General features: G+C 66.5%; 8 protein-coding genes. 5 read left to right on the top strand and 3 right to left on the bottom strand.

Annotated features, from left to right (window positions below):
* Positions 1-24: 24 nt before the first annotated feature.
* Positions 25-2,388 (bottom strand): aldehyde dehydrogenase family protein, encoded by a 2,364-nt coding sequence (locus tag EV663_RS11280; RefSeq protein WP_132951908.1) that lies wholly within the window; start codon positions 2,386-2,388, stop codon positions 25-27.
* A 4-nt stretch (positions 2,389-2,392) separates the two neighbouring features.
* Complete coding sequence (gene deoC / locus EV663_RS11275; protein WP_132951949.1) at positions 2,393-3,382, bottom strand: deoxyribose-phosphate aldolase; 990 nt, start codon at positions 3,380-3,382, stop codon at positions 2,393-2,395.
* A 208-nt stretch (positions 3,383-3,590) separates the two neighbouring features.
* On the opposite strand from deoC, the gene EV663_RS11270 reads away from it, so the two are divergent.
* A complete protein-coding gene (locus EV663_RS11270) occupies positions 3,591-4,568 on the top strand; it encodes an efflux RND transporter periplasmic adaptor subunit (RefSeq protein ID WP_132951907.1) in 978 nt (325 codons plus the stop codon).
* On the top strand, positions 4,561-7,794 hold the full coding sequence (locus EV663_RS11265; RefSeq protein WP_132951906.1) for an efflux RND transporter permease subunit: 3,234 nt from the start codon (positions 4,561-4,563) through the stop codon (positions 7,792-7,794). Before EV663_RS11270 ends, EV663_RS11265 begins: the two co-directional genes overlap by 8 nt.
* Before the next feature lie 79 nt (positions 7,795-7,873).
* Here EV663_RS11265 and EV663_RS11260 read toward each other — a convergent pair whose 3' ends face one another.
* A complete protein-coding gene (locus EV663_RS11260) occupies positions 7,874-9,214 on the bottom strand; it encodes an aspartate aminotransferase family protein (protein ID WP_132951905.1) in 1,341 nt (446 codons plus the stop codon).
* Between the two features lie 311 nt (positions 9,215-9,525).
* Between EV663_RS11260 and EV663_RS11255 the strand changes: the two genes are divergently transcribed.
* The 3 genes from EV663_RS11255 to EV663_RS11245 all read left to right on the top strand — a co-directional run bounded on the left by EV663_RS11255 (position 9,526) and on the right by EV663_RS11245 (position 13,613).
* Positions 9,526-10,491: a TAXI family TRAP transporter solute-binding subunit gene (locus tag EV663_RS11255; protein WP_132951904.1), complete on the top strand. Its 966-nt coding sequence runs from the start codon at positions 9,526-9,528 to the stop codon at positions 10,489-10,491.
* A gap of 96 nt (positions 10,492-10,587) precedes the next feature.
* Positions 10,588-13,188 (top strand): TRAP transporter permease, encoded by a 2,601-nt coding sequence (locus EV663_RS11250; RefSeq protein ID WP_132951903.1) that lies wholly within the window; start codon positions 10,588-10,590, stop codon positions 13,186-13,188.
* Entirely contained in the window at positions 13,185-13,613 is a 429-nt protein-coding gene (locus tag EV663_RS11245; RefSeq protein ID WP_132951902.1) for a universal stress protein, read from the top strand. The genes EV663_RS11250 and EV663_RS11245 overlap by 4 nt, the downstream gene beginning before the upstream one ends.
* Positions 13,614-13,660 lie beyond the last annotated feature (47 nt).

The raw sequence follows: 13,660 nt of genomic DNA, 5'->3' as shown, positions 1-13,660 counted from the left end.
GTCGGCAGAGTCAAGCGCGGCGCGTCAGGCGCCCCACGGAATCCACACCGTTTTCACCTCGGTCGCGGCGCGCAGGAAGGCGCGGCCTTCGCCTGCCGCGCCCGACCAGTCGCGCGCGCGGCCGCGGTTCACCCAGGTCCGTTTCAGGTTGCCCGCGGCGGCGACCTCGATCCCGCCCGAGAGGTCCGAGGAGGAGAAGGACCAGACCGCATCCACATCCATATGCGCGGCCATGGGCTCGGCTAGCGCCGCGTGCGGGCCGGTCACGATATTGACCACGCCGCCGGGCACGTCGGAGGTGTCCAGCACCTGGTAGAAATCCGTGGCCGCCAGCGGGTGCGGCTCCGAAGGGACCAGCACGCAGGCATTGCCCATCGCAATCGCCGGGGCCATGACCGAGATCAGGCCCAAAAGCGGTGCCTCGTCCGGGCAGAACGCGCCGATCACGCCCACGGGCGCCTGCAACGCCAGCGCCGCGCCACGGATCGGTACGCCCTTGATCTGGCCGTCATGCTTGTCGGCCCAGGCGGCGTAGGTGAACAGGCGGTCGATGCTGGCCGCGACCTCGACCTCGGGCGCGGCGCGGGCCGTCTGACCGCCCGTCATCGCGTGCAGGCGCGCCGTGAACTCGTCCGTCCGGGCCGAGAGGTTTTCGGCGATGTAAAAGAGGATTTGTGCCCGGTTATGGCCGCTGGCCGCGGCCCAGGGGCCCTGGGCCTTGCGCGCGGCCTCGACCGCGTTGCGGATGTCCTTGCGGCTGCCCAGCCCCACATGGCCCAGGATGCGGCCGCGCAGCCCATGCACCGGGCGGGAATAGCCGCCATCGGGCCGGGCCTGCTTGCCCCCGATATAGAGCTTGGCGGTCCGGTCCATCGGATCGGCCGGTTCCGGTTCGTCGCCCGGCGCGGGTGGGGGCAGCGGTTTCAGCGCCTTGGCGGGCAGGTCGGGGCGCAGGTAGCCGTGCAGGCCCTCCCAGCCGCCCTCGCGCCCGAAGCCGCTTTCGCGCAGCCCGCCGAAACCCGCGGCGGCGTCGAACATGTTGGACCCGTTCACCCAGACCACCCCGGCGGAAAGCTTGGGCGCCACGTCGAGGGCGACGTTGATATTCTCGCTCCAGACGCTGGCGGCCAGGCCATAGCGGGTGTCGTTGGCCAGTTGCACCGCCTCGGCCGGCGTGCGGAACGTGGTGGAGACCAGCACCGGGCCGAAGATTTCTTCTTGCATCAGCGGGTCGGCCGGGGACAGGCCGGTGATGAGCGTTGGCGGGTAAAAACAACCGTGGTCGGGCAGGGGACAGTCGGCTTGGAACAGGTTGCCCCCGCCGCTTTCGACCAGCGCGGCGATCCGGTCGCGCTGCACGGGGCCGACGATGGCGCCGATGTCGATGCACTTGTCCAGCGGGTCGCCGATGCGCAGCCCTTCCATTCGGGCCTTCAGCCTGTCATGGAACGCCTCGGCGATGCCTTCCTGCACCAGCAGGCGCGAGCCCGCGCAGCAGACCTGCCCCTGGTTGAACCAGATCGCGTCGACCAGCCCCTCGACCGCCGAGTCCAGATCGGCATCCTCGAACACGATGTAGGGGGATTTTCCGCCCAGCTCCAGGCTCAGCGCCTTGCCGCTGCCCGCCGTCGCGGTGCGGATCTTGCGCCCCACTTCGGTCGAGCCGGTGAAGGCAATCTTGTCGATCCCTTCATGCGCGACGATCATTTCGCCCACCGCACCATCGCCGGTCACGATGTTCACCACCCCCTTGGGCAGCCCCGCCGCGCGTGCCAGATCGGCGAACATCAGCGCGGTGAGAGAGGTCCATTCCGCCGGTTTCAGAACCACCGTGTTCCCGGCGGCCAGTGCGGGCGCCACCTTCCAGGCCAGCATCAGCAGCGGGAAGTTCCACGGGATGATCTGCCCGCAGACGCCCAAGGGCGCATGGCCCGGCAGTTCCTTGTCCAGAAGCTGCGCCAGCCCCGCGTGGTAATAGAAATGCCGCGCGGCCAGCGGCACGTCGATATCGCGGCTTTCGCGGATCGGCTTGCCGTTATCCAGCGTCTCCATCACCGCGAAAAGGCGGGCATTTTTCTGGATCATGCGCGCCAGCGCGTACAGGTGCCTGGCGCGGGCGTGGCCGGTCAGTTTCGCCCATTTCGGCTGTGCCTTGCGGGCGGCGGCGATGGCGGTGTCCACGTCATCGGCGGTGGCCTGCGTGATCAGCGCCAGAACCTCGCCCGTGGCGGGGTTGCGGGAGTCAAAGGTCGCGCCCGGCGCGGTGAAGGCCCCGTCGATGTGGCAGCCGAACCGGTCGCCCCGGTCCACCAGCCAGGCCAGCGCCTCGGCCGCGCTTTCGGGGGCGGGGCCGTAGTCCATGCCGGTCATCAGGTCGGAAACGTCCATGCCCTTACCCCACAGGATGCCGCCACGCCGCCGAATAGGCGCCGGTGACGTGATGTTCGATCTGCCGCTCGATATCGCCCAGCAGCGACGAGGCGCCGAAGCGGAACAGCTCCGGCGTCAGCCAGGCATCGCCCAGTTCTTCCTTGATCAGCGCCAGCCAGACCAGCGCGTCCCTGGCCCTGGAAATCCCGCCCGCGGGCTTGAAGCCGACCCGGTGCCCGGTCACCCCGTGATAGGCGCGGATCGCGCGGACCATGGTCAGGCCCACGGGCAGGGTGGCGTTGACCGGTTCCTTGCCGGTGGAGGTCTTGATGAAATCGGCACCCGCCATCATGCAGACCAGGCTGGCGCGGGCGACGTTCTGCAACGTGCCCAGCTCGCCCGTGGCGAGGATCGTTTTCAGATGCGCAGGCCCGCACGCGGCGCGGAAGGCCGCGACCTCGTCATACAGCGCCTGCCAGTCGCCCAGCAGCACATGGCGGCGGGAAATCACGATGTCGATCTCGCGCGCGCCCGCGGCAACACTGGCCTCGATCTCGGCCAGCCGCGTGGCGAAGGGCGACAGGCCCGCCGGAAACCCGGTGGAGACGGCCGCGACCGGAATGCCCGATCCATCCAGCGCGGCAAGCGCGGGGGCGATCATCTCGTGATAGACGCAAACCGCGCCGGTGGTCAGACCCTCCACCCCCAACGCCCCCAGCAGGTCGGCGCGCACCGGCTGGCGCGCCTTGGCGCACAGCCGCGCGACGCGGCCGGGCGTGTCGTCGCCTGACAGCGTGGTCAGGTCGATCATCGACACCGCCCGCAACAGCCAGGCCGCCTGGTGCGCGCCCTTGACGGAGCGGCGGCCGGGCAGGGTGGCGCAGCGCCGCTCGATCGCCGATCGGTTGGCCCGCGCGGCGCGGATCCAGGCCATATCGAGTGCCATGCCGGGATTGCGTGGATGCATGGTTTGGGGCAGTGCGGCAAGCGCGGGCTGGATTGTCTGTGGCATTGTCCGGGGCATGGCGACGGCTCTCGATCTGTCAGCCTTGGTTGCATGGGCGCGCGTAGTTGGCAAGCAGTGCGCCACTGCCCTTGTCAAACGCTCCATTCGTCGCCATACATTCAATAAATTGCATTTATGGCGACCCGCATGCGGATCCGCGCGGTCGACTGGCGAATGTGCTGGACCGGGGGCAACCCGACAGAAGGAGCGAGAGATGTTGCGAGCGATCCTCATCGTGCTGGCATTGGTTGCGGCCTTGCCCGCGCGGGCCCAGACGATGGTTCTGGAACCCACCGAGATCACCGAGTGGAAAGCGGTCTATGGCGAGGTCGAAACCCGCGACCGCGTGCCCGCCCGCGCCCGCATCGGCGGCACGGTCGTGACGCTGACCGTGACCGAGGGCGACCGCGTCGAGGCCGGGCAGGAAATCGCGCGGGTCGAGGACGACAAGCTGACCTTTCAGCTGCGGGCCATCGACGCGCAGCTCAACTCTCTGGAAACCCAGCTGGAGACCGCGACCACCGATCTGAACCGGGGCGAGGCCCTGCGCGAGCGGGGCGTCATCACCCAGCAGCGGCTGGACCAGTTGCGCACCCAGGTGGACGTGCTGGAAGGCCAGATCGAAAGCACGCGGGCCGAGCGCCGGGTGATCGAACAGCAGGTGGCCGAGGGCGCGGTGCTGTCGCCCGATGCCGGCGTGGTTCTGTCGGTGCCGATCTCGCTGGGCTCGGTCATCAACCCCGGCGAAACCGTGGCCGAGATCGGCGGGGGCGGCGTGTTCCTGCGCCTCTCGATCCCCGAGCGGCACGCGACGGCGCTGCAGGAAGGGGGCGAGATCGCGCTTGGCGCCGGGTCGGGAATGGAGGGCACGACCGGCCGGCTGGCCAAGGTCTATCCGCAGATCGAGGGCGGCCGGGTTCTGGCCGATGTCGAGGTCGAGGGGCTGGATGGCCGCTTCGTCGGGCGGCGGGTGCCGGTGCGCCTGCCGGTGGGCGCGCGCGCGGCGCTGCTGGTGCCGGCCGGGGCGGTCACGCGGCAGGCGGGCCTTGATTTCGTGACCGTGCGCAGCCCCGCGGGGCTGGTCGCGCGGACCGTGGTGCCCGGACAGCTTGTGCGCCATGACGGGGCGCAGTGGGTTGAAATCCTGTCCGGCCTGCAAGTCGGCGATCAGGTGGTGACCGAAAATGACTGACCTGCAGGACACCGACCCAGCCCCGCGCAAGACGCCGCTTGGCATCGCGGGCAACCTGACCCGGGGCTTCATCCGCTCGCCGCTGACGCCGCTTCTGCTGCTGGCGGCGCTGGCCGTGGGCCTGATCGCGCTGATGGCCCTGCCGCGCGAGGAAGAGCCGCAGATTTCCGTGCCGCTGGTGGACATCCATGTGCAAGCGGACGGGTTGCGCGCCATGGATGCGGTCAAGCTGGTGACAGAACCGCTGGAAACCATCGTCAAGGGCATCGACGAGGTCGAGCATGTCTATTCCCAGACCGCCGACGACCAGGTGATGGTGACCGCCCGTTTCAAGGTCGGTCTCAGCCAGGATACCGCGATCCTGCGGGTGCGCGACAAGCTGCTGGCCAATCTCGACCGCATTCCCAAGGGCATTCCCGAACCGCTGGTGGTGGGCCGGGGCATCAACGATGTGGCCATCGTGGCGCTGACCTTCACGCCGGCCGAGGGGCAGGGCGGGATCACCGCCGCCGACCTGACCCGCGTGGCCCGCGAGGTCGAGGTCGAACTGACCAAGATCGAGGATGTCGGCCTGACCTATATCGTCGGCGAAACCGACGAGGCGATCCGCGTTGCCCCCGACCCCGAAAAGCTGGCGCTTTATGGCATCACGCTGCAACAGCTTGCGGGCAAGATCGAAGGCGCGAATGCCTCGGCCCCGGCAGGGCGGGTGCGCGACGGTGGCCAGCAGATCATGCTGGAGGTCGGCAAGACCCTGTCCACCCCTGCCGAGATCGGCAACCTGGAACTGACCGCGCGCGACGGGCGCACCGTCTATGTCCGCGACGTGGCCGATGTGGACTTCGTCGATGACCTGGACGAGCATCACGTCGCGAGCCTGATCAAGGGCGAGGGGGGCGAGGTGCTCCGCCGCCCCGCGGTGACGCTGGCGCTGGCCAAGCGGGCGGGTGCCAATGCCGTTGTCGTGGCCGAACACGTCCTGCACCGCCTGCACGAGATGGAGGGGCGGATCATCCCCGACTCCATCGAGGTGGAGATCACCCGCGATTACGGCGAGACCGCCAGCGAGAAGGCCAACGAGTTGCTGTTCCACCTTGGCCTTGCCACGATCTCCATCGTGGCGCTGGTGCTGTTCGCCATCGGCTGGCGCGAGGCCATCGTGGTGGCCATCGTGATCCCGGTGACGATCCTGCTGACGCTGTTTGCGGCCCACATCATGGGCTACACGCTGAACCGGGTGTCGCTGTTTGCGCTGATTTTTTCCATCGGGATCCTGGTGGACGACGCCATCGTGGTGATCGAGAATATCGCGCGCCACTGGGCCATGCAGGAAAAGGGCAAGAGCCGCGTGCAGGCCGCGATCGAGGCCGTGGCCGAGGTCGGCAACCCGACGATCGTGGCCACGCTGACGGTGGTCGTGGCGCTGTTGCCGATGCTGTTCGTGTCCGGCCTGATGGGGCCCTACATGAGCCCGATCCCGGCCAATGCGTCGGCGGCGATGATCTTTTCCTTCTTCGTGGCGGTGATGATCACGCCCTGGCTGATGGTCAAGATTGCGGGCCGCGCGCCCACCCATGACCATGACGGCGACAAGGCGCATCCGGGCGGGACGCTGGGCCGGATCTATGCCGCCGTGGTCCGCCCGATCCTGGCGCGGAAATGGATCAGCCTCGTCTTCCTGCTGAGCGTCGTGGTGATCTCTTTCGGGTCGATGGGCGCGCTTTATACCAAGGACGTGACCGTCAAGCTGCTTCCCTTCGACAACAAGTCGGAACTGTCGGTGGTGATCGACCTGCCCGAGGGCGCATCGGTCGAGGCCACCGACGCGGTGGCACAGGACGTCGCGCGCATCGCGCTGGACATGCCCGAGGTGATCTCGGCCCAGACCCATGCGGGCACCGCCGCGCCGTTCAATTTCAACGGGCTGGTGCGCCATTACTTCCTGCGGTCGAACCCGCATGAGGGCGATGTTCAGGTCAACCTCGCGCCGAAACATGACCGCGACCGGCCCAGCCATGACATCGCGCTGGAGCTGCGCGAGCGTCTGCGCGATCTGGACCTGCCGCCGGGCAGTTCGCTGAAGGTGGTCGAACCGCCCCCCGGCCCGCCGGTGATCGCCACATTGCTGGCGGAAATCTACGGCCCCGACGCCGAAACCCGCCGCGCGGTGGCCGCCAAGGTGCGCCAGGCGTTCGAGGACACGCCCTTCATCGTCGATGTCGACGACAGCTACGGCGTGCAACCCCGGCGCCTGCGGGCGGAACTCAAGCCGTCTGACCTGGCCTTCTTCAACGTGCAGGAAGCGGATGCGCTGGAAACCCTGCGCCTGCTGAACGGCGAGACCACGGTGGGCTATTCCCACCGCGGCGAGGGGCGTGTGCCGATCCCGATCGTTGTGGGTCGCGACCAGTCCGACCGGGTGATCGACGAACGCGTGCTGTCCACGCCGGTGCCGGCCAATGCCCTGCCCGGCGGGCGCGGCGTGGTGGAACTGGGCGATGTCGTGCAGATCACCGAAGAGCGCGCCTCCTTCCCGATCTTCCGGCACAACAGCCGCTATACCGAGATGGTGACCGCGGAACTGGCCGGCGAATTCGAGGCCCCGCTTTACGGCATGCTCGCCGTGCAGGACCGGATCGACGCGATGGACTGGGGCGAGTTGCCGAAGCCCGAGATCAAGCTGCACGGCCAGCCGCTGTCGTCCGAGGACAGCGTGCTGCTGTGGGATGGCGAATGGGAGGTGACCTATATCACCTTCCGCGACATGGGCGCGGCCTTCGGCGTGGCGCTGGTGGGGATCTACATCCTCGTGGTGGCGCAGTTCGGCTCGTTCCGGCTGCCGCTGGTGGTGCTGACACCGGTACCGCTGACCTTTCTGGGGATCATGCTGGGCCACTGGCTGTTCTCGGCGCCGTTCTCGGCCACGTCGATGATCGGGTTCATCGCGCTGGCGGGGATCATCGTGCGCAACTCGATCCTGCTGGTCGATTTCATCCGACATGCCGATCCAGAGGGCAAGGTAACGGTCGAAACCCTGGTCGAGGCCGGTGCAACCCGGTTCAAGCCGATCCTGCTGACCGCGCTGGCCGCCATGATCGGGGCGGCGGTGATCCTGCCCGACCCGATCTTCCAGGGGCTGGCGATCTCGCTGTTGTTCGGGCTGGCATCCTCGACCGCGCTCACGGTGCTGGTGATCCCGGCGATCTACCGGATCTTCAAGACCTGAGGGCTTGGCCCGGGCGTTGAATGCGCCCGGGCGACCTGGATTGACCTGAAAGCGGCCGGTGCACTGTCACGCAGTGCCCCTACCCCACGTCCGCCAGAACCCGCTCCAGCGCGCGCGACAGGGCGCCGAACGCGGCCTCCAGCTCATCTTCGGTGGCGATGAAGGGCGGGGCCAACAGCACGTGGTCGCCGTGTTTTCCGTCGCGCGTGCCCGCCATCGGATAGCAGATCAGCCCCTCGTCCATCGCCGCGCGCTTCAGCTTGCCCGCGACGCCAAGCGCGGGGTCGAAGGGCGTCTTGGTTTCGCGGTCGGCGACCAGTTCGATCCCCCAGAAAAAGCCGCGCCCGCGGATATCGCCCACATGGGCGTGCTGGCCGAAATGGCGGTTCAGCCCCTCGGCCATGGTGGTCTGGCCCATCCGCTGCACGCGGTCGACCAGATCGTTTTCCAGCAACTCCCGCACCACCGCCAGCCCGGCCGCCGCCGCCACCGGGTGGCCGACATAGGTATGCCCATGCTGGAAAAAGCCCGAGCCGCGCGCGATCGTGTCATAGATCGCGCGCGAGGCCAGCATCGCTCCGATCGGCTGATATCCCGCGCCCAAGCCCTTGGCGATGCACAGGATATCGGGGGCCACCCCGTCGGCATCGCAGGCGAACAGGTGCCCGGTCCGGCCCATGCCGCACATCACTTCGTCGAGGATCAGCAAGATGCCGTGGCGGTCGCAGATCTCGCGTATACGCTTGAAATAGCCCGGCGCGGCGGGCACCGCGCCCAGCGTCGCGCCGACCACCGGTTCGGCGATGAAGGCCATGACGCTGTCTGGGCCAAGGCGCTGAATCGTCTCTTCCAGCTCATTGGCGGTGCGCTGGCCGTAGGCCTCCAGCGTTTCGTCCTCGGCGCGTTCGGCATATTCGTAACAGGGCGCGATATGGTGCATGTCGACCAGGAGCGGGGCGAATTGTTCGCGCCGCCAGGCGTTGCCGCCCGCCGCCAGCGCCCCCAGCGTGTTGCCGTGATAGCTTTGCCGCCGGGCGATCAGGTGGCGCCGGCCCGGTTCGCCGCGTTCCACATGGTACTGGCGGGCCAGCTTGATCGCGGCCTCCGTCGCCTCGGACCCGCCCGAGACAAGATAGACCCGGTCCAGGTCGCCGGGCGCGTGCGCGATCAGCAGATCGGCCAGCGCCTCGGCCGGATCGGAGGTGAAAAAGCCGGTATGGGCAAAGGCCAACTGGTCCAGCTGGGCCTTGATCGCGTCGGTTACGCGCGCATTCGAATGGCCAAGGCAGGATACTGCCGCCCCGCCCGAGCCATCGAAATAGCGTTTGCCGTTCCGGTCGATCAGGAAACAGCCGTCACCGGCGGTGGCAACCGGCACCTGGGCGTGGCAGTGGCGCGGAAAGATATGAGAGGCCGCCATGGCGTGGACCTTTTTCAGGGAAAACGGGAAAAACAGAGCGAAATGCCGGCCCGTGCGCAGGCATGTGCGGGCAGGTCGTGCGGTTCGATATCGGCATCTGGGCACCCTCGGCATGTCGGACAACGACATAACCACCACCCTCTTGCGTTGACAATGGTCATCGCAGGCGAAAGAGTCTGCCCATTCGGACGGGTGGCCTTGCCTTTCCGGCGGGGGCCTTGAAAGGGCGATCCGCCCATCCGAGGCGGTGGCGGGGTGTGTTGCACTCCATTCGCGACCGTCACAGCCCAAAGAGTTACAGGGAGCAAGAAATGCTTAATAAAATCAAGTTGACCGGCGCCGCCCTGGCGCTGGGCATGACGACTGCTGGCGCGGCCTGGGCCGATCAGTTCATCACCATCGGCACTGGTGGTGTGACCGGGGTTTATTACCCCACTGGCGGCGCGATCTGCCGGCTGGTCAACAAGGATCGCAAGGAACACGGCATCCGCTGTTCAGTGGAATCGACCGGCGGTTCGGTCTACAACGCGCGCACGATCCGCGCGGGCGAACTGGATTTCGGCGTGGTGCAGTCCGACGTTCAGGCGGCCTCGGTTGCGGGCACTGGTGCCTTTGCCGAGGACGGGGCCTATCCGGGGCTGCGCGCGGTGTTCTCGATCCATCCCGAGCCGCTGCACCTGATGGCGCGTGCCGATGCCGGTATCGCCAGCCCTGAAGATCTGAAAGGCAAGAAGGTCAATATCGGCAATCCGGGGTCCGGCACCCGTGGCCTGGCCGACCTGTTGCTGTCCTACACCGGGCTGACCGTCGACGACCTGGCGCTGGCGGCCGAGCTGAAATCCTCGGAACAGGCGGCGGCGCTGTGTGACGGCAAGATCCAGGCTGCGGTCTGGGCGGCTGGCCTGCCCAACGGGTCCAGCCAGGAGGCAACCTCGTCCTGCGACATTCGCATGGTCCCGATGGAAGGCGAGGCGATCGACAGGCTGCTGGCCGATTACCCGCCCTATGCCAAGGCCACCATTCCCGGCGGCATGTATCCCGGCAACCCCGATGACGTTGCGACCTGGGGGCCCAAGGCGACCTTCGTGACCTCGGCCGACACTTCTGACGAGGTGGTCTATGCCCTGGTCAAGGCGATCTTCGAGAATTTCGAGGATTTCAAGCAGTTGCATCCGGCCTTCAACCGCCTGACCGAAGCCGAGATGATTTCCGACGCGCTGAGCGCGGAACTGCATCCCGGTGCGGTGAAATACTACAAGGAACGCGGCTGGATGTAATCCGGCCCACGATGCGATATCGATCCTCCGGCGCCTTTCGGGCGCCGGGGTCTTTAGTTTTTGAACCTGATCCAGTTCATCACCGGGGAGGGCAGCATGTCCGAAAAGAGCCCAGAGGCGGCCACCGATTCCGCGCTTGAGGATTTCGTCGCCGATGCCGATACCGGCGGGCGGGTGCCGCGCGATGCCTTTGGGCGCACTGTCCTGTGGTTTCTCCCGATGGCGTGGTCGATCTACCAGTTGTGGATCGCCTCGCCTCTGCCCTTCGCGCTGGGTATCGGGGTCTGGAACGACACCCAGACCCGCGCGATCCACCTCGGTTTCGCCGTTCTCCTGGCTTTCCTTGCCTTTCCTGCCTTTCGGTCCAGCCCGCGCACGCGCATCCCCATGCTGACATGGGCCATTGCGCTGGTGGGTGCGGCGGCGGCCTCTTACCAGTGGTACAACTATGCCGGCGTGGCGGCCCGGTCGGGCATTCCCAGCACGCTGGATATCACTGTCTCGGTTGCCGGCCTTGTCCTGCTGATGGAGGCTGCGCGCCGATCGCTGGGCTTTCCGCTGATGGGCGTGGCGCTGTTCTTCCTGGCCTATGTCTTTTTCGGAAGCTGGTCGGGCCTGCCCGAGGTGATCCAGTGGAAGGGCGCGTCGCTGTCCAAGGCGATGAGCCATATGTGGTTGACCACCGAGGGCGTGTTCGGCGTGGCGCTGGGCGTGTCCTCTGGCTTTGTGTTCCTGTTCGTGCTGTTCGGCGCACTGCTGAACCAGGCAGGCGCGGGCAACTATTTCCTGAAACTGGCCTTCGCGGCCCTCGGCCATCTGCGGGGTGGCCCGGCCAAGGCTGCGGTCATCGCCTCGGCGGCCACAGGCCTGATCTCGGGATCGTCCATCGCCAACGTGGTGACCACCGGCACCTTTACCATACCGCTTATGAAAAAGGTGGGCTTTCCCTCGCACAAGGCCGGCGCGGTCGAGGTCTCGTCCTCGATCAACGGGGTTCTAACCCCGCCGGTGATGGGGGCCGTGGCCTTCCTCATGACGGAGTATGTAGGCATTTCCTACGTCGAGGTGGTCAAGAGCGCGATCGTTCCGGCGGCGATTTCGTATATCGCGCTGGTTTATATCGTGCATCTTGAGGCGCTCAAGATGGGCATGACCGGCAGCTCGCGGATGAATCCGGTCAAGTTCATGCTGGGCGCGATTTTCCTGATCGCGATTTCGATCGTGATCGGCGGCGGTACGCTGTGGCTGTGCGGCCTCTCTGTAGAGGGCGCACGCGCGGTCTTTGGCGCAGCCTCGATCTGGGTCATCCTCGGGGCGGTTGCGCTGGCCTATGTGGCCGCCGTGCGCTTTGCCGCCAAGGGGCCGGATCTGCCCATGGACGTAGAGTCGATGACCCACCTTCCGCCGGCGCGCGAGATCTTCAAGACCGGCATCCACTACCTGATGCCGATCCTGCTGCTGATGTACCTGCTGATGATCGAACGGAAATCGCCGGGCCTGTCGGCCTTCTGGTCGACGATGTTCATGCTGATGATCCTGCTGACGCAGAACCCCCTCAAGGCGTTCTTTCGGCGCGAGGGCGACATGCTGCGTCATCTGCGCGAGGGCCTGTCTGACATTGCCCACGGCCTCGTGATCGGGGCGCGCAACATGATCGGGCTGGCCGCCGCCATGGGCGTGGCGGGCATCATCGTGGGTGCGGTTACCCTGACCGGGATCGGGCAGGTGATGGCCGAGTTCGTCGAGTTCCTGTCGGGCGGCAACCTGCTGGCGATGCTGTTCTTCGTGGCGCTGATCTCGATCATCCTGGGGATGGGGCTGCCGACCACGGCGAACTACATCGTGGTCTCCTCGCTGATGGCCGGGGTCGTGGTGGAGTTGGGCGCGCAATCGGGGCTGATCGTACCGTTGATCGCGGTGCACATGTTCGTCTTCTACTTCGGCATCATGGCGGATGTGACGCCGCCTGTCGGTCTGGCCTCGTTCGCGGCGGCGGCGATTTCCAAGGGCGATCCGCTGCGCACCGGGTTTCAGGCCTTCTTCTACTCGATCCGCACGGCGCTGTTGCCCTTCCTGTTCATCTTCAACACAGACCTTCTGTTGATCGACGTGGGTCCGGTGCAGGCGGTTTTCGTCTTCATCGTGGCGCTGATCGCGATGCTGTTGTTCGCGGCGGGCACGATGAACTATTTCATGGTGAAATCGCGCCTGTGGGAAAGTGCGATCCTGCTGCTGGCGGCCTTCATCCTGTTCCGGCCGGGCTATTTCCTGAACCAGATCGCGCCCGAGTTCGAGGTTCGTGCCGCAGCAGAGATTTACACCCTGGCAGAACAGGGGGGCGAGGGCGCGACGCTGCGCGTGCGCTTCGTGGGCGAGAGCCTGATGGGCGATCCGGTCGATGCGCGATACCTGTTGCCGTTGGGGCCAAGCGGCCCTGACGGGGCGGATCGGCTGGCCCGGGCGGCGGGTATCGAGTTTCGCGACGAAGATGGCACCATCTATGTCGACAACCTGAATTTCGGTGGCCCGGCCGAACAGTTGGGGATAGATTTCGATTGGGAGCTGGTGGAAATCGACCTCGCCGCCGAGCGCATGCCCAAAGAGCTGTTCTACCTGCCAGCGCTGATTCTGGTGGGCGGGGTATTCATGGTGCAGATGCGGCGCAAGCGCCGCGATGAAAAGGAGGCCCTCGCATGACCCGGCATATCCTGTGCGCCGTCGACCTTCAGCACGCCGAGGCCGATGCCAAGGTTCTGAAACGCGCGGCTGAACTGGCGAAATGCTTTGGTGCCTCGCTGTCGGTGGTGACCGTGATCCCCGATTATGGCATGTCGATCGTCGGCTCTTATTTCCACGAGGGCACCATGAAAAAGGCGGTGCGCGCGGCCAACGACCAGTTGCACGCCTTCGTGGCGGACACATTGCCCGATTTCGGCAAGGTCCAGCATATCGTCGAGGTGGGCAATATCTACGAGATGGTGTTGGACGCGGTGAAACGGTCTCGTGCCGACCTGGTGGTGATGGGCGCCCATAAACCTGACATCATCGACCGGTTCCAGGGGCCTAACTCGGCCCGGGTGGCGCGCTATGCGAAAATATCGGTGCTGATCGTGCGCGAGTAGAGGCGCGGCACAGGCGTGTCTCACAGACCCCATTGACCGGCCCGAGA

It is taken from the genome of Rhodovulum bhavnagarense, assembly GCF_004343505.1.
Taxonomy (GTDB): Bacteria; Pseudomonadota; Alphaproteobacteria; order Rhodobacterales; family Rhodobacteraceae; genus Rhodovulum; species Rhodovulum bhavnagarense.
Note: the sequence above shows the minus strand (reverse complement) of the source record. Positions and strands in the feature narration are given on the sequence as shown.